This is a genomic window from Glaciihabitans sp. dw_435 (genome assembly GCF_018449675.1).
Taxonomy (GTDB): Bacteria; Actinomycetota; Actinomycetes; order Actinomycetales; family Microbacteriaceae; genus Glaciihabitans.
Genome location: NZ_JAAVUZ010000001.1, coordinates 461,467 through 483,648, shown reverse-complemented (window position 1 = coordinate 483,648; position 22,182 = coordinate 461,467). Strand labels below are relative to the sequence as shown.

The 22,182-nt window shown below is 64.5% G+C and carries 20 protein-coding genes; 5 read left to right on the top strand and 15 right to left on the bottom strand.

What is annotated here, in order from left to right:
- Positions 1–2: 2 nt before the first annotated feature.
- The 4 genes from HB677_RS02315 to HB677_RS18720 all read right to left on the bottom strand — a co-directional run bounded on the left by HB677_RS02315 (position 3) and on the right by HB677_RS18720 (position 8,911).
- Positions 3–5,978, bottom strand: coding sequence for an Ig-like domain-containing protein (locus tag HB677_RS02315; RefSeq protein ID WP_213814021.1), 5,976 nt, complete (start codon positions 5,976–5,978; stop codon positions 3–5).
- Between the two features lie 66 nt (positions 5,979–6,044).
- Positions 6,045–7,499, bottom strand: a complete 1,455-nt coding sequence (locus HB677_RS02310) for a serine/threonine-protein kinase (protein ID WP_213814020.1) — start codon at positions 7,497–7,499, stop codon at positions 6,045–6,047.
- Positions 7,500–7,562: 63 nt separating this feature from the next.
- Entirely contained in the window at positions 7,563–8,357 is a 795-nt protein-coding gene (locus tag HB677_RS02305; RefSeq protein ID WP_213814019.1) for a PP2C family serine/threonine-protein phosphatase, read from the bottom strand.
- Complete coding sequence (locus HB677_RS18720; RefSeq protein WP_213814018.1) at positions 8,357–8,911, bottom strand: FHA domain-containing protein; 555 nt, start codon at positions 8,909–8,911, stop codon at positions 8,357–8,359. Before HB677_RS18720 ends, HB677_RS02305 begins: the two co-directional genes overlap by 1 nt.
- Before the next feature lie 177 nt (positions 8,912–9,088).
- Between HB677_RS18720 and HB677_RS02295 the strand changes: the two genes are divergently transcribed.
- The 3 genes from HB677_RS02295 (at position 9,089) to HB677_RS02285 (ending at position 11,653) form a co-directional block, all read left to right on the top strand.
- The gene (locus HB677_RS02295) at positions 9,089–9,571 is read left to right on the top strand and encodes an Lrp/AsnC family transcriptional regulator (protein WP_213814017.1); all 483 of its coding nucleotides are present in this window, start codon (positions 9,089–9,091) and stop codon (positions 9,569–9,571) included.
- Positions 9,568–11,001, top strand: a complete 1,434-nt coding sequence (locus tag HB677_RS02290; RefSeq protein WP_213814016.1) for an aspartate aminotransferase family protein — start codon at positions 9,568–9,570, stop codon at positions 10,999–11,001. Before HB677_RS02295 ends, HB677_RS02290 begins: the two co-directional genes overlap by 4 nt.
- Before the next feature lie 94 nt (positions 11,002–11,095).
- Positions 11,096–11,653, top strand: a complete 558-nt coding sequence (locus HB677_RS02285) for a YceI family protein (RefSeq protein ID WP_213814015.1) — start codon at positions 11,096–11,098, stop codon at positions 11,651–11,653.
- A 111-nt stretch (positions 11,654–11,764) separates the two neighbouring features.
- On the opposite strand, the gene HB677_RS02280 is transcribed toward HB677_RS02285, so the two are convergent.
- Positions 11,765–12,730 (bottom strand): aldo/keto reductase, encoded by a 966-nt coding sequence (locus tag HB677_RS02280; RefSeq protein ID WP_213814014.1) that lies wholly within the window; start codon positions 12,728–12,730, stop codon positions 11,765–11,767.
- 93 nt (positions 12,731–12,823) lie between these two features.
- Here HB677_RS02280 and HB677_RS02275 point away from each other — a divergent pair, with 93 nt between their 5' ends.
- Together HB677_RS02275 and HB677_RS02270 are read left to right on the top strand one after the other, a co-directional pair.
- Positions 12,824–13,339, top strand: coding sequence for a methylated-DNA--[protein]-cysteine S-methyltransferase (locus HB677_RS02275; protein ID WP_213814013.1), 516 nt, complete (start codon positions 12,824–12,826; stop codon positions 13,337–13,339).
- Positions 13,336–13,911: a DNA-3-methyladenine glycosylase I gene (locus HB677_RS02270; RefSeq protein WP_213814012.1), complete on the top strand. Its 576-nt coding sequence runs from the start codon at positions 13,336–13,338 to the stop codon at positions 13,909–13,911. The genes HB677_RS02275 and HB677_RS02270 overlap by 4 nt, the downstream gene beginning before the upstream one ends.
- 20 nt (positions 13,912–13,931) lie before the next feature.
- Here the strand turns inward: HB677_RS02270 and HB677_RS02265 are convergent, their stop codons facing one another.
- The 10 genes from HB677_RS02265 to atpB form a co-directional block, all read right to left on the bottom strand.
- The gene (locus HB677_RS02265; RefSeq protein ID WP_213814011.1) at positions 13,932–14,411 is read right to left on the bottom strand and encodes a DUF5684 domain-containing protein; all 480 of its coding nucleotides are present in this window, start codon (positions 14,409–14,411) and stop codon (positions 13,932–13,934) included.
- 4 nt (positions 14,412–14,415) lie between these two features.
- A complete protein-coding gene (locus HB677_RS02260) occupies positions 14,416–15,156 on the bottom strand; it encodes a peroxide stress protein YaaA (RefSeq protein ID WP_307852444.1) in 741 nt (246 codons plus the stop codon).
- Positions 15,157–15,339: 183 nt separating this feature from the next.
- Positions 15,340–15,600, bottom strand: a complete 261-nt coding sequence (locus HB677_RS02255) for a F0F1 ATP synthase subunit epsilon (protein WP_213814009.1) — start codon at positions 15,598–15,600, stop codon at positions 15,340–15,342.
- 2 nt (positions 15,601–15,602) lie between these two features.
- Entirely contained in the window at positions 15,603–17,069 is a 1,467-nt protein-coding gene (gene atpD, locus HB677_RS02250) for a F0F1 ATP synthase subunit beta (RefSeq protein WP_213814008.1), read from the bottom strand.
- A 19-nt stretch (positions 17,070–17,088) separates the two neighbouring features.
- The gene (locus HB677_RS02245; RefSeq protein WP_213814007.1) at positions 17,089–17,991 is read right to left on the bottom strand and encodes a F0F1 ATP synthase subunit gamma; all 903 of its coding nucleotides are present in this window, start codon (positions 17,989–17,991) and stop codon (positions 17,089–17,091) included.
- Between the two features lie 24 nt (positions 17,992–18,015).
- The gene (atpA, locus tag HB677_RS02240) at positions 18,016–19,653 is read right to left on the bottom strand and encodes a F0F1 ATP synthase subunit alpha (RefSeq protein WP_213814006.1); all 1,638 of its coding nucleotides are present in this window, start codon (positions 19,651–19,653) and stop codon (positions 18,016–18,018) included.
- Between the two features lie 33 nt (positions 19,654–19,686).
- Positions 19,687–20,481 carry a F0F1 ATP synthase subunit delta gene (locus HB677_RS02235; RefSeq protein ID WP_213814005.1) on the bottom strand — a complete coding sequence of 265 codons (795 nt, stop codon included), beginning with the start codon at positions 20,479–20,481 and terminating at the stop codon, positions 19,687–19,689.
- A gap of 3 nt (positions 20,482–20,484) precedes the next feature.
- On the bottom strand, positions 20,485–21,042 hold the full coding sequence (locus tag HB677_RS02230; RefSeq protein ID WP_213814004.1) for a F0F1 ATP synthase subunit B: 558 nt from the start codon (positions 21,040–21,042) through the stop codon (positions 20,485–20,487).
- Between the two features lie 9 nt (positions 21,043–21,051).
- Complete coding sequence (gene atpE / locus HB677_RS02225) at positions 21,052–21,288, bottom strand: ATP synthase F0 subunit C (RefSeq protein ID WP_213814003.1); 237 nt, start codon at positions 21,286–21,288, stop codon at positions 21,052–21,054.
- Between the two features lie 68 nt (positions 21,289–21,356).
- Positions 21,357–22,157, bottom strand: a complete 801-nt coding sequence (gene atpB, locus HB677_RS02220; RefSeq protein WP_255546048.1) for a F0F1 ATP synthase subunit A — start codon at positions 22,155–22,157, stop codon at positions 21,357–21,359.
- Positions 22,158–22,182 lie beyond the last annotated feature (25 nt).

The window sequence follows — 22,182 nt, the reverse complement described above, 5'->3', positions numbered from 1 at the left end:
CATTACGAGTGAAAGCTTTGCCATGTGTACGTTCTCACATACTGCGTTCCGTTGGCCGTGATCGTGACGGTGAGGCTGGGGAAGTCGCCCGTCGGAACCGCCGTGCCCGAGTCATCCGTCGTCGTCGACTCGGTCACGTCACACGTGCCCGCGCCAGACCCGAGCGCGCTCTCACCACCGCCGCACGAATAGGTCACCGCATCGTATCCGTTGCCGGCAGGCGCAGACGTCCAGCTGTACTGGCCGGTCGCCGGCGTCGTCACGGGCGTGACGGGCGGGTCGGCGGGATCGGTCGGGTCCGGCGCCGGCACGGCCTGGCCGGGAGTCTGCGTGAAGTTCTGTCCGCCGAGGGCGCTGTTGCTCACGGGCACGCCCACGGGGAAGGGCGCCGACCAGTTCGCGCTGCACAGCGGTGTGCCGACATCGGAATACGTACGGCAGGCCTTGACCTGCACCGACACACGCTCGCCATACTGCTGGCCGTCGGCCGTGAGGAAGGAACCCAGCGTGCGCGGACCGCGCTCCGTGCCATCGATCGACCCGCCGCTGAGCTTGTAGATGAACGTGTCGGACGCGCGGCTGGCGATGGTGGTCGTCGTAAACGAGCGCAGCTTGTAATCCCAGGCGAAGTCACCGTTCGGCTCGGGAGTGGATGACCCGTCCGCCGCCAGGGTGGAAATCGAGGTAACGGTGCCCGGCCGTGCCCGGGGAGTCGCTTCGACGACGACGCTCGAGGTGCACCCCATACCGTTGAAGGCAAACACCACAAACTTGTAGCGTGTGTCCGGGGCCAGCCCCGTGAACGTGGTGCTCGTCGCGGTTCCCACGTGCTTGATCACGGGACTCGCGATACCCACCTGCGGCAGTCCCGGGAGGTCACCCGCCACCGTGCACAGCGGAGCGACGTTCGTGTAGACCGCCGCGAAGTACTCGGTGATCGGCCGTCCGTCGTCGGAGAATCCGCCCGGCCAGGTGAGCGTCGCGGTCGTTCCCTCGCCGATGTCGGCGGAGGCGGTCGGCGCGGCCTTGCGGTCGGGATCGCCGGCCGGATGCGCCGCTCCGGTTGCCTTCTTCCACGAGGCGAGCGTCGACGCCGCCGAATTCCTCGACGAGATGCTGAACGCGACGGTCGACCCGTTCGCGATGCCGGGGTCGGTGACGGTGCGGCTGTACTGCGTGCCGGGCGCGTCCAGCGGGTTCACGCTCACCTCGATCGTCGGCAGACCGTCGACGTCAAGGACGTACTTCGTGATCTCGGAACCGCCGCCTGAGTTGACGGGTTTGGCCCAGCGGACGCGGAAGCCGTGGTCAAGCGGCGTCGCGGTCACGTTGGCGGGGGCATCCGGAACCACATCCGACCAGACGTTGGTGGCGTTCTGCGCCGGGTCGGAATCACCCACGGCATTCTTCGCGACGACCACGATTCGCACGGCGTTGTCCGGTCCGTTGCCCGGAGTGGCGACCTCACACTGCGCTCCGGCACAGTCGGCGCTTCCCAGCACGGCGCCGGTCGCCGGGTCGGCGAGATCCACGTGGTACCCGGTCAGCGGCGAGTTGTTCGACGATCCACTGTTCCAGGCGACGGTGAGCTGCCGATCGGCGAAGCTCGCCACCCGCACATTGGAGACCGGGTCGGGCCTGTCCTGCACGGAGATGCGCACGGTGCCCCACACGTACCGGTTGGGGTCGTCCGTGGCATCCGCTATCTGATATTGAAGTTCCGTCTCGCCTGGCTTCGCGGACGCGGCGACCGTCACGGCGAGCTCGCTCTTGTCGCGGCTGGGCGAGACTGCGATGCCCTTGGGAAGCTGGTTGCCTCCCACTCCCCTGATCGCGACGACCCTCAGCGGCGTCGCCGGGAACGGGTTGGTCGCCGCGTCGTTGGCGAGGACGTCGACGGTGGATGTCTCGCCCCGGCGCACCTGGGTCACGTCCGTCGCCGCGGTTGCCAGCGGTTTCGTCGAGGGCACCACGTTGAGCTGGATGCGTCCCGCCTGGCCGGTCGACGCGCTGTCCCGCACTCCGATGGAAATGTTGGTGATGCTGCCGGTGGCGGCGGATTCGTTGGCTCGCAGGGTGAGGAGGTGGCCGGACAGGGCATAGGTGAATCCGACGGGAAGCGGGCTCAGGACGGTGTAGACCAGCTCGCCGGTGTCGTCCGGGTAGGGGTAGTTGGTCAGTCGCACGAGGTCGATCTGCTTCGACTCCGCGGGCTCGACCTCGAGCACCGCGCCGGCAAACGTGGGTGGCTGGTTCTCACGCGGCAACACCGTGATGGGCAGCACCAGAATCGCGGTGTGCCCATTCGGGTCATCCGCTGATTCCCCGTCCGTCACTTCGAAGGAGATCGATGCTGCGCCGAAATAGCGGTCCGCCGAGGTGAAGGTGAGGGTCTCGGGCCCAACGACGAGGTTGGTTCCGTTGCTGTGCGTGGCGGTCACCGAACCGGCGTCGGTGAGCCGAACCGTCTTGTCGCCGACGGCGAGCACGTAATCATTGAGGTGGATCACGAGCTTCGCCTCGCTGGCGACCGTGAGGGCGGGCGCGTTGCGGTTGAGCTGGGGCAGGGCATCCCGGAATCCGGGCACCCAGATGAAGGCGTAGGAGAAGACGTTGGGGTCCTGGGGATGGCTGACCCGGAACGGGATGATCTGGCTGTCGTTCTCCACGGTCACCCGGACGCGCTTGTTGGCGAGCACCTGCGCACGCGAACTGTAAGCGGGATCGATGGTCACGCCGAGCGCGGACGGACTTCCGTCGGCAAAGAACACGTGGCCGAGCACCGCGACGTCCACGGTCGGGTGGTCGAGGATGTCGGTGAGCGTCAGCACCGTGTCCCCCGCGACCGGGAAGGCAAGAGGAGCATTCGGGTCGACGGTCACTCGGACGAAGTTCGAGCTCGTCCCGCCGAACCCGTTGTCAATCGTGTAGACGACACCGTACGTTCCCGGCACGTCAGGTGGACGGATCGACACCAGCTCGTTGGCGACCGAGGCGCGGGTGACCGGATCGTTCGGAACAACGCTCACGACGTGCAGCGGCCGGCCGTCGGGGTCGGAATCGTTGGCGAGCACCTGCACCGAGACGGTGACCCCCGGACGCACGGTGATCTCGTCGAGGATCGCGACGGGATTCCTGGCGCCATCCGCCCGCGCGGTGATTCCGACACGGACGGTCCCGGTCGCGCGCGCTCCGAGCGCGTCGACGACCGTGTACGTGAAGCTGTCCGTTCCCACGGAGTAGTCACCGGCACGGTAGGTGATCGAGTCGGCATCGACGCTCACCACCGACCCCTTCTGCGGGTTCGTGGCCTGGCCGATGAGTTGCACAGAGTCACCGTCGGGGTCGATGCCCGACAGCGGGACGGCGATGGTCACCGTCTCCCCCGCGAGCGCCCGCGCGACGATCGGCGACGGCACGGGAGCGTTGTTCGTGGCGACATCCGCCTCGCGCACGGCGATGCGCACCTGCGCCCGCGCGCTCTGGCCGTCCGGGCCGTCGACCTGATACACGGCGGTGAAGTTGCCCGTGTGATCGGGGGCAAGGTAGCGCAGCACGCGGCCGGAGCCGAAGAGCAGACCGGCGCCGGAAGGGAGACCACGGGCGAGGGTGGGAAGCAGGGTCAGCGCTTCGCCGTCCGGGTGCTCGTCATTGTCGAGCACCGGGATATCGATGGCCGCCCCGACTCGCACGGTGATCTCGTCATCGTTGGCGACGGGCGGCTGCAACCGGCTCGGGGAGGCGATCTCGATGACAGTGATGATCCCCTGCGCCTCGGCGAGCCCGTTGCTGACGGTGTAGTTGAAGGTCACCGGCTGGTCGATCGGGGCGCTCAGCCGCACCTGCACATACCGCTGCTCGAGCACCTCGGTGGAGACGCCGGACGCGGTGGGAAGACCGGAGATTCCCGTGACGAGCAAGACACCTCCGGCCGGGTCGATGTCGGTTCCGGCAACGTCCACGCGCTCGGTCTGCAGCGACCGCACAAACACCGTCTTCGGAATGGTGACGGGCTTTGCGTTGGCGTCGGGAGGCGAGATGACTTCTACCCGCACCACGCCGGTCGCCGACAGGTCACCGTCGGTGACCACGTAATCGAGGTAGTGGGTGCCGACCTGCGAACTCGTAAAGCGGAATGATCCCGCCTCGTAGCTGGGGGTGACTGTCGACCCCGTGCGCGCGGGCACGCTGTTGAGCCGCACCGCGCCGGTTCCTCCCCGCACGTGTTCGAGCGGGAGAACCGTCACCTCGGAGTTCGCGGTGACGACCACGATAAAGGGATCGGCGACGATGGGAACCTTGCCCTGGGCGCGCACGGTAATGGCGATGGTTCCCGTGCCCTCGGCCGAGCCATCCGACACAACGATTGCCACCTGCTTGAGCGCGGCCCCGGAACCGGAGTCCGTGAACACCACGGACCCCTGCGGACGCGAGGTCACAATATTGGGAGCGGGGGCGGATGCCGCGCTGAGGAAGAACGCGTCACCGTCGGGGTCAACCCAGTCGCCCAGCACCTGCGTGGTCACCCGTCCACCGGTCGCCACCGTCGCGGTACTCGATCGCACCTGCTGCGGAGGTGAGTTCTGCGCGGGAGTGCGTACGGTCACCTTCACCGAGGCGGACGCAGTCCCACCCCGCCCGTCACTGATCGTGTACCGGATCGTCGCCGATCCCGACGCCTCGTCCGTCACAGTGATCTGCAACTGTTGGCCGTCGTTGATCAGGTCGATGTGCCCGAAACTGCCGTCGAGCTCACCGACGCTGTCGATGGCCAGCACGTCCCCGTTGGGGTCGTAGTCATTGAGCAGCACGGGCAGCACGCTTGCGCGCCCGGGGCGAGCTCCGAACGAGTCATCCACTGCCACCGGCGGCTGCTGGATCTTGTCCTGCTCTGGAGGGGTGTCTTCGTTATTGTCTTGCTGCGACTGGTCTGCGTCGGGCGGGATGAGCTCCGCCCAGTTGTTGATGAGCTCTCCCGAAGCCTGCACCGCCCACGAGTCGCCCGCGAGTCCGTCATTGAGGAGCACGCGGTCGCCGTTGCTGTGGAAGCCAAGCTCCGCGTTGGCGGGCATCGCGGAGAGTGGGAGGACGGACCCCTCCGCCGGATCGTTCGCGCACTGCCGCCAAGCCTGGCCGCTCGTCCATGCGGTGAAGACGCAGCCGCCGGAGATAAGGGGGGCCGCGGCCGTCCCCGACCGCCCGGTGTCGATCTTGGTGACCACGCGGGACGGCAGGGCCGCGGAATAGACCCCCGTGGAGTCTGCGACGAGCACCCGGGTCGCATCCCCTCCGGGCTGCTGAAGGATCGCCGCCGCGGCCAGATCGGGGACGCTCGCTGTTCCATCGGCCGTGTAGAGCAGCCGGGCGGTCGCGTCCAGCACGACCCAGCGTGCGCCCGCGGAGGTGATGCTGAGATCGCCGGTCGCCGGAATCGTGACCTTGTCCGTCGACCGGACCGCATCGGAAACCTCCGGGTCGATGCGGTAGACGGCACCAGCGGTCGGTGAGTAGACGAACATACGACCGTCATCATCCATGCTCGCGATGGTGTCGGCGCCAAGGCTCAGGGTGGGCGTCGCCTCCGCATCGAATGTGCTGAGCTGGCTGACCGGCGTGATCCACAGCTGCCCCGTCCCGCGGGCGAGAATGACCGCTGTGTCACCGGCCAGGTAGACCTGCGGACGACTCGGCGGCAGCGGGACGCTGTCAGAGATAGCCGACGTCGCCGGATCGATGATGTCCAGCTTGCTCGTGCCGTGGTCGAGGGCGAGCACCGTCGACCCACCCTGCAAAACATCAACGTCGCTGCCGGTTCCGGACACCACCGAATTGAGCTCGAGCACCTCGGTGTTTGCCCGACCGACGGCCTGCTTGGACCCGTTCGACACCCACACGGCGGCGTCGCCAAGGTCAAGTTTCTGCGCGGTGAACCCCGTCGACGTCACGGCGACGACGACGATGAGTGCCGCAACAACCACTCCACTGGTCACGGTAAAGAACAGCGAGCGGTGGCGGCGTATCCATGTCCTAATCACGACGCCGCGTCATTCTCCGACGTCCACGCACTTTTCGCCGCTGGCCGACCCCGTCTTACCGTCACGATTGACCGACACGGTCACGCACACCCGGTCGCCCGCGGTCGCATCCACCACAAAGCTGGTCGATCGCTGATTGCTGACCTGCCCGTCCGCCGTGATCTGGAAGGTGTCGGTAGCGGCAATGCCCGGATCCTGCCAGGTGAATTCCACCGACCGTGCGGACACGGATGCCTGGACATCAGCGACCACGGGAATGCTCGTGTTGCCCGCCCGAACGAGAATGAAGGTGGCGGTGACTCCCAGCGCAATTACGACGATGGCGCTGGCCAGGAGTACCCACGCGAGAGTCTGCATGCTCTTCTTCGGCTCCGTGGTCGCGCTGGCGGACCGCACGGACGGATTGCTCTCGAGCACCGCGACACTACTGGCCGAGGGAATCGAGTTTGCCAGCGCGCTGCGGCGGCGACGTCGCGCGCCCGGGCGAGCGAGCGAGCTTGCGACACCGCGAACAGCAGTGCGGTCTTCGAAGTCAGCAACGGTCGCCAGGGCCCAGTCATCCATGGCCACCTCGATGGCGGTCTGGGCCACGCCCAGCTCGCTCTCGATCGCCTGGAACTCGTGGATCAGCTCGAGCACACTCCCGGGGCGGTTTTCGGGTTTCCGGGCCATTCCGGCCGCGAGCACGCGCTCGAGACTCGCCGGCACATCGGGGCGACCAATGGGCAAGGGCTTCGCCTTGGTGATGCGGTTGATGACGTCCGTGGACGAATTCGACCCCCCGGGCGCTTCAAATGGCGACCTCCCAGCCAGGAGGGAGTACACGGTTGCCGACAACGACCACACCTCGGACGCGACGCTTCCCGGGGTTTCATCGAGAAGCACCTCCGGGGCCGACCAGGGGATCGACATCCCGACGGATTCCTGACCCTCCATCTCGCTCCGCGTCGCAGCGATACCGAAGTCGGACAGCACCGGATGCCCATATGCCGTCAGCAGAATATTGCTGGGCTTGATGTCACGGTGGAGCACTCCCGCACGGTGCGCGGTCTCGACGGCGCTGCCGATCTTGACCGCAATCCGCAACACCTCGGCGACGGGAATGCGTTCCTTGCGGTAGCGCGTGCTCAGCGACGAGGAGCACAGCTCCATCACCAGGTACGGACGCCCATCGGATGACACGCTCGCCTGGTACACGGTGAGGATCGACGGATGTGCGCTGAGCTGTGCCATGAGGTTCGCCTCGGCCTGGAACATCTGCCGCACCTGGTCGTTGACAACCTCGCTGAGCATCACCTTGACGGCGACCTGGCGGCGAGGCATATTCTGCTCGAACAGGAAAACGTCGGCGAAGCCACCGGAGCCGAGGACGTGCACGTGGGAGAACCCCGGAAGCACCGGAGGCACGGACGGAAGGCGTCGTACCAAGGTCCACCCCTTCGCCCAGTCGACAGATCTGTCCATTGTAGGCAGGCCATGTCACGGTTTAGCCGCCTCTACCCCCGAACGGGGGGCGGCGTTTCGTGCCTAATTTTCGGCGGGTACCGACAGTACGTCGACGATGATCGTGGTCACGTTGTCGCGACCTCCGGCATCGAGAGCCGCCTGCACGAGGGCAGCGGCCGTGTCCAGCGCACTGTGGCCGGCGGCGAGTTCCGCCAGGAGCCCGTGGTCGTCCACTTCCTTGGTCAGCCCGTCGGAGCAAATGAGCAAACGAAGTCCCGCCCGCATGGGCACCAGCCAGTAGTCCACCTCGGGTGCTTCCCCGAAGCCCACCGCACGGGTGATGATGTTGCTGTCCGGATGAATCTCCGCCTGTGCCCTGCTGATCAGACCGGAATCGACCATCTCCTGCACCACCGAATGGTCGGTCGTCACCTGCACCAGCTCGTGCGGCGTGTAGCTATAGACCCGGCTGTCACCGACGTTAAAGACACCGAAGTATGGCTTGCCACCCTCGACGGCAAGGATCGCGCCCGTCGCCGTGGTTCCGACGCCCATGTCGTTACCGACGCTCACGACATCGATGTCCTCCGTGGCACGGACAAGTGCCGTGTCCACCGCGGCGGCCGAAAGAAAGTCTGTCGTTGTCATTTCTGCAAGGCGCGTGACAACAGCGGCGCTGGCAAGGTCCCCCGCGGCGTGACCGCCCATACCGTCGGCTACGGCGAACATGGGTGACCGGGCGACATAGCTGTCCTCGTTCGCCCGGCGCCGCTTTCCGACGTCGGTCGCCGCTGCCCAGGACAGGCGAACGACAGATTCGGGATGCCCCGGAAGCGCGACCGTGAACTCGGCGGTACTCGTGCCGATCTCGGTCATCAGAGACTCTGCATCGGGAGAATCTCGATGATGTTTCCGTCGCCGATGTCGATGAGAGTGCCGGGCGACACGACAAGCGACTCACTCTGCCGGAGCTTGCGCGGTTGGGTTCCCGGCACGCTGACGATGGTGCCGTTGGTCGATTTCAGGTCGGTGACCACCACGGTCATGCCGAGCTGGCGGATCTCGAGGTGGCTGGACGACACCTCCTGCAGCGGCGATGGAACGCGCACCAGACGGGGCATCCGGTCGGCCGCAATGCGCGGGTGGTGCGGTGCGCGTCCGATGTACGCGGGCAGATCGAGCGGGATCGCCGTGCGGGAGATGCGGAACCTGTAGAACATCGCGGGCGCCGCGGGCGGGGCTGGCGCGACCGGCTCAGAAACGAGAGCGCCGCTGGCATCTCTCGGTCGCTGTTTGGGCTGCACTGTCTCGGCTACCGCTGACACCACATATTTGGATCGGATGGTGTTTGCCAGGTCTGGCTCCGACGTCGCCTCGGAGGCACCGGAAGGGCGTTGGGCGGCAACAGTATCGTCGAGTTCTTCGTGCACAGTCCTATTGTCGGTGCAGTTCAGTCCCCGATGTAACTCATCACGTATTTTACGGGCACCCACTTCGTCCGCGATGCTGCGGGGCAACGGCGCATCGCCTGCTGATTCCGATGGTCATTCGCGCGTAATGATGCGGAATCGCTTGTATCGCGCTGTTGTCACTGCCACAATCAACCCATGAGTGCGCCTCAGAGGACCCCCAGCTCGAAGCCGATTCAGCTCGATGACGTATCAAAGGCAATCATCGAACAGCTGCAGAACGACGGACGTCGCTCCTACGCGGAAATCGGCAAGGCCGTCGGCCTCAGCGAGGCGGCCGTGCGCCAGCGGGTGCAGAAGCTGACCGACTCCGGCGTGATGCAGGTCGTCGCGGTCACCGACCCGATGCAGCTGGGGTTTTATCGCCAGGCGATGATCGGCGTTCGCGTGTCGGGAGACACGACCACCGTCGCCGACGCTCTCGCACAGATCACATCGGTCGACTACGTCGTTCTCACGGCGGGAAGTTTCGACATCCTCGCGGAGGTGGTCTGCGAGAACGATGACGATCTCATCGAGCTGCTCAACAAGAGGATCCGTGCGATCCCGGGCGTGCTCTCCACAGAGACGTTCGTCTACCTCCGACTTCACAAGCAGTTCTACAACTGGGGAACCCGATGACAACCACGGAACAGAACGTCAGCCCGTCCGCCGGCGCGACCGGCAGCAGCAAGTTCTCCGAGGCGGAGCTTCAGCAAAAGGCGCGCGATCACCTCTGGATGCACTTCAACCGCCAGTCGATCATGGAGGACGGCGGTGGCGTCCCCATCATCGTCAAGGGCTCGGGCCATCACATCTGGGACAGCGCCGGCAAGAAGTATTTCGACGGGCTGTCAGGACTCTTCGTCGTCAACGCGGGTCACGGGCGCAAGCGTCTGGCCGAGGCCGCTGCCAAGCAGGCCGAAGAACTGGCCTTCTTCCCGCTCTGGTCGTACGCCCACCCCGCCGCCATCGAACTCGCCGACCGTCTCGCCGGCTACGCACCGGGCGACCTCAATCGTGTCTTTTTCTCCTCCGGCGGCGGCGAGGCCGTGGAGACGGCGTTCAAGCTCGCCAAGTATTACTGGAAGCTGCAGGGCCGCCCCACCAAGCACAAGGTCATTTCCCGGTCGGTCGCCTACCACGGCACCACGCAGGGCGCACTGGCCATCACCGGCATCCCCGGCATGAAGGAAATGTTCGAGCCCGTGACGCCCGGCGGCTTCCGCGTACCGAACACCAATTTCTATCGCGCGGCCGAAATGGGTGCGCCGAGCGACGACCCGTACCTGTTCGGCCAGTGGGCGGCGAACCGCATCGAGGAGATGATCCTGTTCGAGGGTCCGGAAACGGTTGCCGCCGTCTTCCTCGAACCCGTGCAGAACAGCGGCGGCGCCTTCCCTCCGCCTCCCGGCTACTTCCAGCGCGTGCGGGAGATTTGCGACCAGTACGACGTGCTGCTGGTCGCCGACGAGGTCATCACCGGCTTCGGCCGGATCGGCAACATGTTCGCCTCGACCACCTACGGCTTCCAGCCCGACATGATCACGTGCGCGAAGGGCATGACCAGCGGCTACTCCCCCATCGGGGCAACCATCATCAGCGAGAAGCTGTACGAACCGTTCAAGCACGGCGACACCTCCTTCTATCACGGCTACACGTTTGGGGGTCATCCGGTGTCCTCGGCCGTTGCCCTCGCCAACCTCGACATCTTCGAGGAAGAGAAGCTGCTCGAAAACGTACGGGAGAACTCTCCCGTGTTCCGGGCGACGCTCGAGAAGTTGCGCGATCTGCCGATCGTCGGCGACGTGCGCGGCGACGGGTACTTCTTTGGTATCGAGCTGGTCAAGGACAAGGCAACGAAGGAAACCTTTGATGCGGATGAGTCGGAGCGCCTGCTTCGCGGATTCCTCTCGAAAGCACTCTTCGAGGCAGGTCTCTACTGTCGTGCCGACGACCGCGGAGATCCCGTCATCCAGCTCGCTCCCCCGCTGACCATCGGCCCCGCAGAGTTCGATGAGATCGAGGGAATTCTGCGAACCGTCCTCACGGAAGCGTGGACGAAGCTGTAGTTCGCGCGCGGCCAATTGTTAACGCTGGATAAATTTTTGTGACACGTCACCTAAATCGGGAATAGTTCACAGAAACATACGCTTGCATGGTGTTATGACCGTTACAACTGACCCCAAGTACATCGCCGGAACCTGGACCCTTGACCCGGCCCACTCCGACCTCACCTTCTCCGTTCGCCACCTGGCGATCAGCAAGGTCCGCGGCTCGTTCGAGAAGTTCGACGTCACCGTCGTCACCGCCGAGGACCCCAAGGACTCGACCGTCGAGGCCACCGTCGACATCGCTTCCGTGAACACCGGCCAGGCCGACCGCGATGGCCACCTGCGCACGAGCGACTTCTTCCTCGTCGAGGAATACCCCACCATGACCTTCAAGTCCACCTCCTTCGAGGTTGACGGCGAAGACCTGACCATCGTTGGCGACCTCACCCTGCGTGGCGTCACCAAGTCCGTCACCCTCAAGGGTGAGATCGGCGGCGTTATCGTCGACGGCTACGGACAGACGAAGGCCGGCGTCACCGCTTCCACGAAGATCAACCGCAGCGAGTTCGGCGTCAGCTGGAACGCTGCCGTCGAGGCCGGTGGACTCACCCTGGGTGAGGCCGTCTCGATCGACCTGGAGATCCAGGTCGTTCTGCAGCCCGCCGCGTAATTTCTTTTCCCTGCGGCCGGTGGCCGCCTTCAACCTCGTGTTGGCGGCGGCCACCGGCCCTTCGTTCGTTAAGGGCGCTGTCTGTCGTGTCTCGACAGCGCACCATTCGCGTCAGGCGAAGATCTCGGAGATCGCCGCGATGTCGGCGGTCGAGGCATCCCACGCCGTCGCCGCCTCGGCGTTCTGCACGATCTGTTCCGGCTTCGTTGCCCCGGCGATCACGCTCGTGACGCCCGGCTGCGCCAGCAGCCACGCAAACGTCGCCGCCAGCATCGTCACCCCACGCTCGTCGCAGAACGACTGGTACCGCTCGACGCGATCCCACGGCACACCGTCGAGCGCCTCGGGCCGGATCGCGGTGAGGCGCCCGTCGGCAGGGCCCTGGCCACCGCGCGAGTACTTGCCCGTGAAGAGTCCATTGTAGAGCGGGAAGAACGGCAGAAAGCCAAGCCCGTACGCGTTGACGGCCGGCAGCACTTCCACCTCGACATCGCGCTCCAGCAAGCTGTATTCGTTCTGCGCGGAGATGAACTTCTCGTGACCCGCGAGGCGAGCGACGTATTCGGCATCGGCAATCTGCCATCCGTCGAGGTTCGAGTGGCCGATGTAGCGCACCTTGCCCTCGGTGATCAGGTCGTCGAGGGCGCTCAGCGTCTCCTCAATCGGCGTGATGCCGTCGGGACGGTGCAACTGGTACAGATCGATCCAGTCGGTCTGCAGGCGCCGCAGCGAGGCCTCGACCGCGAGCCGGATATAGCGGCGCGATCCGCGGGCATCCCAGTCGGGTCCGTTCGTTCCCGCCATGTCCATTCCGAACTTGGTCGCCAGCACGATCTCGTCGCGACGCCCCTTGAGACCGTGTCCCATGAGGGTCTCGCTCAGCCCCCGTTCGGATCCGTAGATGTCCGCGGTGTCGAACAGCGTCACACCCGCATCGATCGCCGCAGTAATGAGCGCGTTGGTCCCCTCCTGCGATTCGGTCGCGGTTTTCGCCCGGCCGAAGTTGTTGCAGCCGAGGCCAACGGTCGACACGACCAGGCCGGAATTGCCAAGGGTTCTGTACTCGATATTCGCCATACTCCTATCCTCCTCCTCACGGTGTCCGCGCCAACTTTCCCCATGTCCGAAAAGTGCCAGATGCGGGGCGGATGACCCGGCTACAGTCAAACCATGTTCCCCCGTTCAACTCCCCCCGTATCCCCCGCCTACCTGCGTCGCGTGCCGTCTCCGATTGGCCGCCTCGAGGTCGGCAGCGACGGAACATCCATCACGTCGCTGTCCATTGAACGCGCAGGCGCCCTGCCGTTCGATGATGTCCCGGAGAAGTCCACCGACGTTCTCGAGCGCGCCGCCGCGCAACTGTCCGAATACTTCGCCGGTGAGCGCCACGATTTTGACCTGCCCATCTCCACCGGCGGCACCGAATTCCAGCGGTCCGTGTGGGCAGAACTTGCCGCACTGCAGTGGGGCGAAGTCGCGACCTACGGCGAAATCGGCCTGGCAACGGGCCGCCCCACCGCGGGTCGGGCCGTCGGTGGCGCCGTCGGCGCAAACCCCATTCCGATCATCGTGCCCTGTCACCGCGTGCTCGCAACGAACAAGAAGATCACCGGCTACAGCGGCGGCAACGGCATCCCCACCAAGGTGTGGCTGCTCGACCACGAGGGCATCGAGCACACCGCGTGAGCGCCGTCGTCGGCGCCGATGGCATCGCGCGGTGCCCGTGGGCGGGCAGCGACCCCGAGTATCTGCGCTATCACGACGAAGAATGGGGACGCCCGCTTCACGGCGATCAGCCGCTGTTCGAGAAGCTCAGCCTCGAGGGCTTCCAGGCGGGGCTGTCCTGGATCACGATTCTGCGACGTCGGGAGGGCTTCCGTGCCGCGTTCCACGGGTTTGACCTGCAGCGGGTCGCGGCAATCGACGATGACGAGGTAGAAGCGCTGATGCTCGACACCCGGATCATCCGCAATCGCGCAAAAATCCTGGCGACGCGCTCCAACGCCCGCGTGGCGATCGAGCTCACCGCGAATGCCACCGGCGCCCTCGACGAGCTGATGTGGAGCTTCGCCCCCGCAACGCACGTCAGGCCCACCGGGCCGGGTGATATCCCCGCGGTGACCCCCGAATCGACGGCGATGAGCAAGGCACTGCGCGCGCTCGGCTTCAAGTTTGTGGGACCCACCACCATGTACGCACTGATGCAGTCGGGCGGCATGGTCGACGACCACGTCGCCGGCTGCTGGCGAGCCAGCTAGCTGCACACCACGGTCCGGGGTCAGGCAGCCGGCGCGTACGGGCCGACCGCGGATCCGTACCCGACGAGCGGTGCGGGATATCCGCGGGCCGCAAGAAGCTCGGGCCGGTACACGGACGACCGGGATCCCAGCATGAAGAGCCAGACGAAGGGCAGGAAGATCCCGAGCACAACAAAGCTCGGGTCCTTGCCGAAGGCAATGCCGGAACGGTACATCCCGATGTAAATGAAGATGGAGGTGACCAGGCTCCCGAAATACGGAATCAGCGAGAACAGCGCCAGGTACCCGGGCTGCCCGCTCACTTCGAGCCACTTCCAGTGCGCGTAGAACGGGATCCACGCGATCCAGGCCGCGACCCCCACCTTGCGGAAGAACGCGCTCAGCGCGATGGCCATCAGCACGTAGGTCGCCACGATCACGGCCACAATCACGAGTCCGTAGATCAGGAAGACGATTCCGAGAATGCTCGCGGTGTCGGGGTCAAGCGGGTGTGGTTGCATGGCCTCAGACTAGGAGGTCGAGCTCGCCGTCGGAGCCACGTTCCAGAGTGATGTTGTTGGCCGCCGCCCATGCGAGCAGGGAATCGGCCGTCGGATGATCGATTCCCGACTGCGCGAGAGCCCGAACAAACTGGCCCTTTCCCTTCTTGTTGAAGTGGTTGAGCGCCCGTTTCGTCCCATCCGCTCCGCGGGACAGCACCCGAAGGTAGTAGCGCTCCGTACCGGTGGGAACCGGACCAAGCTCGACGTACGATTCCGACCGCAGATCCAGAACGAGTCCATCATGGGCGTCGATCGCGGCCGAGACCGGAGCGCGCCAGAGGTGTTTGAGTCGCAGCTCCGGCAGCCGGGTGTCGTGCGACATCCGGTACGCGGGTATCGGATCGCCCGCCCCCACCAGACCAAATAGGGCTGAGTGCACCACGACGTGCTGCGCAAGGAAAGCGCGCGCGCCGGCATCGAGGGTGTCCGCCGCCAGCCCGTCATAGAGCACCCCGGTATAGCGATCCATGGCCGGCATCACCGGGGACGAGTGGATGACCCGGTTGCGAGCCACCTCGAACATCAACGTCGGCCCGATCTTGAGTGCCTTCGCTGCCGTCGCATCGTCGTGCGACAGCGCGACAAGCGCGCTGAGAACCTGCTCACGCGCCAGACTAAGGTCGGTGTAGCTGAGGGCGTCGAGCGTGAGAACGCGCGTGTCGTCTCCGCCGTCCCGCTTTGTCTCGGACGGAGGCAAAATCACCAGCACTAGGTGGCGATGGGGTCAGGCGCCGGCGTGGCGCCCGGGTTCAGCGATCGCACGAAGTTAACAGCAAAATCGACCGGGCCCGCGAATGAATCCGCGAAGCCCGGTCGATGAGGTGAAACTGCGGCGATCGCGTGTGCACCGGCACCCGAGGGGCCGGCGGCGGCGATCAGCAACGAATTAGACCAGTTCTGCTTGTCGTGAGACGACGGTGACAACGTTGTGCTCGACGGACAGGAACCCGTCAGACGCGGTTGCCGTGATGACGTTGCCGTCCATCGTCGTGACGCGCACCTCGCCAGCGGACAGGATGGCGAGGATCGGCTCGTGCCCAGGCAGGATACCGATCTCACCCTCTGTCGTGCGTGCGATGATCTGCTTCGCCGCGCCCGACCACACTTCGTGATCGGCCGAGACGACACTGACCTTGAGTTCGGCCATGGTTAGCGGTTGTCCTTCTGGATCTTGGCCCACTGCTCTTCGACGTCGCTGATTGCACCGACGTTGAAGAACGCCTGCTCTGCGACATGGTCGAACTCGCCCTTGGTGATCGCGTCGAACGACTCGATCGTGTCCTTGAGCGGGACGGTCGAACCCTCAACACCGGTGAACTTCTTCGCCATGTAGGTGTTCTGCGAGAGGAACTGCTGGATACGACGTGCGCGGGAGACGGTGATCTTGTCTTCCTCGGAGAGCTCGTCAACACCGAGGATCGCGATGATCTCCTGGAGTTCCTTGTTCTTCTGGAGGATCGCCTTGACCGTGGTGGCCACGCGGTAGTGGTCCTCGCCCAGGTAACGCGGGTCGAGGATACGGCTGGTGGAGGTCAGCGGGTCAACGGCCGGGTACAGGCCCTTCGATGCGATCTCACGGCTGAGCTCAGTCGTGGCGTCGAGGTGCGCGAAGGTCGTTGCCGGAGCCGGGTCGGTGTAGTCGTCAGCAGGAACGTAGATTGCCTGCAGCGACGTGATCGAGTGACCACGGGTCGAGGTGATGCGCTCCTGAAGAACACCCATCTCGTCCGCGAGGTTCGGCTGGTAACCCACGGCGGAAGGCATGCGTCCCAGAAGGGTCGACACCTCGGAACCGGCCTGGGTGAAGCGGAAGATGTTGTCGATGAACAGCAACACGTCCTGCTTGGCGACGTCGCGGAAGTACTCCGCCATCGTCAGCGCCGACAGCGCTACGCGAAGACGCGTTCCTGGCGGCTCGTCCATCTGGCCGAACACCAAGGCGGTCTTGTCGAAGACTCCGGCCTCGTCCATCTCGGCGATGAGGTCGTTGCCCTCGCGGGTACGCTCTCCAACGCCGGCGAAGACGGACACTCCACCGTGGTCCTGCGCAACGCGCTGGATCATTTCCTGGATCAGAACGGTCTTACCGACACCGGCACCACCGAACAGTCCGATCTTTCCACCCTGGACGTACGGGGTGAGAAGGTCGATGACCTTGATACCGGTCTCGAAGAGCTCAGTCTTCGACTCGAGCTGGTCGAATGCCGGCGGCTGACGGTGAATCGGCCAGCGCTCGGTGATCTCGATCGGCTCGCCACCCTCGTTGTTGAGGATGTCGCCGATGACGTTGAAGACCTTGCCCTTGGTGATGTCGCCAACGGGAACCGAGATGGCCGCTCCGGTGTCGCGAACTTCCTGGCCGCGGACAAGTCCGTCGGTGGGGTTCAGGGCAATGGCGCGAACGAGGTCGTCACCGAGGTGAAGTGCAACCTCAAGCGTGATCTCGACCTCTGCCTCGCCGGGGATGGCGATCGTGGTCTTGAGCGCGTTGTACATCGCGGGAATCGAGTCATGGGGGAACTCGATGTCAACGACGGGGCCGGTGACGCGCGCGATGCGTCCGAGACCCGGCGTCGACGCAGCCGGAGTGCCGGCGGCGGGGGCTGTGATAGTCATGGCTTCCCTTATCTCTGTATTACTTCTTGGCCGAGCTGAGGGCGTCTGCGCCGCCCACGATCTCGGAAATCTGCTGCGTGATCTCGGACTGGCGGGCGTTGTTGGCCAGTCGCGTGTAGGTGTCGATGAGCTTGTCGGCGTTATCGCTAGCCGACTTCATCGCCTTCTGCGTTGCTGCGTGCTTGCTGGCGGCCGACTGCAGCATCGCGTTGAAGATGCGGCTTTCGATGTAGACCGGCAGGAGAGCATCGAGAACATCGGAGGCTTCCGGCTCGAACTCATAGAGCGGAAGCACCTCGTTCTCGGCGGGAGGCTCGACACCCTCCACGATCTCCAGGGGCAGCAAACGCACAACCTCGGGGCTCTGCGTGAGCATGCTGATGAAGCGGTTGTAGACGATGTGAATCTCGTCGACTCCGCCCTCACTCGCGGGCTGCAGGAACTTGGCGACAACTGCATCGCCAATTTCCTTCGCCGTCTCAAACACCGGGTTCTCGGTCTCGCCGATCCAGCTCTGCTCGTACGCACGCTTGCGGAAGCCGAAGTACCCGACGGACTTCCGTCCTACCAGGTAGTAGACAACCTCGCGGCCCTGGCTCTGGAGCAGTGTTGCCAGCTCCTCGGCCTCGCGCAGCACGTTGGTGTTGAAGGCTCCGGCCAGACCACGGTCTGACGAGAAGATGACGATCGCGGCGCGTTCGATTTTCTCCGGCTCCGTGGTCAGGACGTGGTCAACGTTCGAGAACGTTGCCACGCCTGACACGGCGCGGGTGACGGCGCGCGAGTACGGCAATGATGCCGCGACCCGCTGCTGCGCCTTCTGAATGCGGGAAGCCGCGATCAACTCCATGGCTCGGGTGATCTTCTTGGTCGTCTTGGCAGACTTGATTTTCTGCCGGTAGACCCGAAGTTGCGCTCCCATGTTTCTCCTGTGTTCCTAGACCGATCAGCGCTTCTGCTTGACGATCTTTTCCTGGTTGACGTCTTCTGCGGCGAGCTCGTTGAACTTCTCCGAACCCACGGACAGGAGCGGCTTGCCCTCGCCCGTCTGGAACTCGAGCTTGAACTTGTCGACGTGCTCTTCGAGCCCGGCAACGGTGTCGTCGCTGAGCACGTTGGTGTCGCGCAGGGTGGTGAGGATCTCGGTGTTGCGACCGAGGTAGTCGAGCAGCTCGCGCTCAAAGCGGAGGATGTCTTCAACCGGGACCTCATCGAGCTTGCCGTTCGTTCCGGCCCAGATCGCTACGACCTGGTCCTCGACGGGGTACGGCGAGTACTGCGGCTGGCGCAGCAACTCGGTGAGGCGGGCACCGCGAGCAAGCTGGCGGCGGCTGGTCTCGTCGAGGTCGGATGCGAACATTGCGAAAGCCTCGAGCGAGCGGTACTGAGCAAGCTCCAGCTTCAGCGTTCCCGAAACCTTCTTGATCGACTTCACCTGAGCGTCGCCACCAACACGCGAGACCGAGATTCCCACGTCAACAGCAGGACGCTGGTTGGCGTTGAAGAGGTCGGACTGCAGGAAGATCTGGCCGTCGGTGATGGAGATCACGTTGGTCGGGATGTATGCGGAGACGTCGTTGGCCTTGGTCTCGATGATCGGAAGACCGGTCATGGAGCCAGCGCCCAGCTCGTCGGAGAGCTTCGCGCAACGCTCCAGCAGACGGGAGTGCAGGTAGAACACGTCACCGGGGTATGCCTCGCGTCCCGGCGGACGGCGCAGCAGCAGGGACACGGCGCGGTAGGCCTCGGCCTGCTTGGACAGGTCATCGAAGACGATCAGTACGTGCTTGCCGGCGTACATCCAGTGCTGGCCAATGGCCGAACCGGTGTAGGGCGCGAGGTACTTGAAGCCGGCGGGGTCGGAAGCGGGAGACGCGACGATCGTCGTGTACTCCATTGCTCCGGCTTCCTCGAGAGCGGACTTGATGCCCGCGATCGTGGAACCCTTCTGTCCAATGGCCACGTAGATGCAGCGAACCTGCTTGTTCGTGTCACCGGAGGCCCAGTTGGCCTTCTGGTTGATGATCGTGTCGAGTGCGATCGCGGTCTTACCGGTCTGGCGGTCACCGATGATCAGCTGGCGCTGTCCGCGGCCGATCGGGATCATGGCGTCAATTGCCTTGATTCCGGTCTGCATGGGCTCGTGCACCGACTTGCGCTGCATGACGCCGGGAGCCTGAAGCTCCAGCGCGCGGCGGCTGTCGGTTGCGATCTCGCCGAGGCCGTCCAGCGGGTTTCCCAGCGGGTCGACGACGCGGCCGAGGTAGCCCTCGCCCACGGGCACGGAGAGAACTTCACCCGTGCGGGTAACCTCCATGCCTTCGACGATTCCATCGAACTCACCGAGGACGATGACACCGATCTGATTCTCTTCGAGGTTCTGCGCGAGTCCAAGCGTGCCATCGGCAAACTTGATGAGCTCGTTGGCCATGACGCCCGGAAGGCCCTCGACGTGAGCGATACCGTCACCGGCATCCGTTACGTAGCCGACCTCGGTCGTTGCAGACTTGCCCGGCTCGTACGCCTTGACGAAGTCCTTCAGCGCATCGCGGATCTCGTCCGGGCTGATGGTGAGTTCTGCCATTGTGTTCCTTACTCCTGAAGTGTTCGTAGCGCGCTAGCGAGCGAGCTGAAGTCTGAGGTCGTTGAGCTTGGTTGCCACGCTGCCGTCGATGACATCGTCACCGATTTGCACGCGGACGCCGCCGAGGATGGCGGGATCGACGACCTGGTTGACGCTGAGGCTGCGGCCGTACTGAGCGGAAAGTCCCTTGATGAGACGATCGAGCTGCGCCTGTGCAATCGGAGCAGCAGTCGTGACCGTGGCGACCGTGAGGCCAGCCTGGTCGGCGACGACGGATGTCGCGTAGCGAAGCAGTTCGCCGACGCGACGGTCACGGGGCTGCTGCACGAGCGCCCTCACGATTGCCACCGTCTGGGCACTTGCCTTGCCGGCCAGAAGCTCGTCAACGAGCGACAGCTTTGATTCCGCGGAGCCAAGCTTGCTTCCCACCGCGAGCTCAAGCTCGGAGTTGGAAGCGACCGCCCGCGCGAAGGTGAACAGTTCGGCCTCAATGGACAGTCCCGCCGGGGCGGAAGCGGCCGTTGCGCGAATCGCAAGCTCTTCGATGCCGGCGAGAAGGTCATCCTCGCTCGACCAGCGGCCGTCCACTGCGGCGCGCAGAACTGCCTGTGCACCCGGGGTAAAGGAACCGAACAGGGCGCCGATGATGCCGCTCTTGTCCACTCCCTCTGCCGTGTGGTCAGCGAGAGCGGCACGAAGCGGCGCCGAGTTGCCGATAACCTGACCGGCGGAGAACAGCTGCTCTCCCGTGGCCAGATCGGGCGTGCCGGTCAGCGAGTCGAGCACGCCGACCGCTGAGGCGAGTGCCTCTCTCGTTGCTGAACCCATGTGTTATGCCTTCGTCTTCTCGTCGGTGGAATCGGCGTCCTCAAGCTCCGCAAGGAAGCGGTCAACAATTGCCGACGCCTTCTTGTCGTCGCTGAGGCTTTCGCCGATGACACCCGATGCGAGGTCAATAGCGAGCGACCCTACTTCGGCGCGGAGAGAAACGATCGCGCTCTGGCGCTCGGCCTCGATCGTGGTCAGCGCGTTCGCAGTGATGCGAGCGGCTTCAACCGATGCCTGCTCCTTGAGCTCGTTCAGGATCTTCGTGCCGTCGAGACGGGCCTGCTCGCGAATACGAGCCGCCTCGGCGCGAGCCTCGGCGAGCTGCTTGTTGTACTCGTCGAGGGCAGCTGCGGCTTCCGCCTGAGCGGACTCCGCCTTCTTGATGCCGCCTTCGATGATCTCGGCGCGAGCGTCGAGTGTCGTCTTGACCCTGGGCAGGATGAGCCGCCAGAAAACAATGAACAACACAACGAAAACGAGCGTGGCCCAAACGAGGTCAGCGGTTTCCGGGAGGAGCGGGTTGTGCTCCGCCTCCGCGGCCGTAATCAGTGTGCGAACCATTGGGGGGCCTTACTTGGTGAAGATGAAGTACGTGGCGATACCGATGAAGGCGAGCGCCTCGGTGAATGCGATACCGATGTACATGAGGACCGTGAGGCGACCCTGGAGTTCGGGCTGGCGGGCGACGGACTCGATGGTCTTGCCGACGACGATGCCTACACCGATTGCGGGGCCGATTGCAGCGAGGCCGTAGCCGACCGTCGCGATGTTTCCGTTGATCTCAGCGACGATGGATGTTGCGTCCACGTTGTGTGTTTCCTTCCGTGATGGCGGATCTGGCTTTTGCCGGATCCGTGCAGTGCATTGTTAGGTACTTAGTGCTCGTCCGCCAGCGCAAGCTGGAGGTAGACAGCGGTGAGCAGGGTGAAAACGTAGGCCTGAAGTACCGCGACCAGGATTTCGAACAGTGTGAACACGAATCCGAAAGCAAGAGTTCCGACGCCGAACAGCGCCGCGGGGCCGCCGACCTGGAAGAAGAAGAACTGGGTTGCCAGGAAGAACAGCACCAGCAGCAGGTGGCCGACGATCATGTTCATCAGCAGTCGCAGCGTCAGGGTGACGGGCCGAAGCACGAAGGTCGAGATGAACTCGATCGGCGTCACGATGATGTACAGCGCCCACGGCACTCCCGGCGGGAACAGCGCGTTCTTGAAGAACTTGCCTGGGTGCTTCTTGACGCCCGCGTAGATGAACGTGACGTAGGAGATCACCGCGAGGATGATCGGAATTCCGATCACCGACGTGCCGGCGATGTTCATCAGCGGCACGATGCCGGTGATGTTCATTCCGATCACGAGGAAGAAGATCGTGGTCAGCAGGGGAAGGAAGCGCGTGCCGTCCTTCTTGCCGAGCAAGTCGATCGCGATGCTGTCGCGAGGAATGGACAGACCCCACTCGACCAGCGACTGGAAGCGACCGGGAACGATCTTCATCCGGCGGGTACCGAGCCAGAACACGAGCACGAGAGCAACGACCACGATCACGCGAATGATCATGATGCGGTTCATCTCGAACGGCGTACCAACGAAGAGAACAGCGTCGGGGAAGAACTCGTTGATCGAGGGTCCGACGAACTCTCCGCCGCTACCGTCTTCGGTGGCTAGAGGAGCAAACAATGTGAGAGCGTGGTGTAACAGCGCT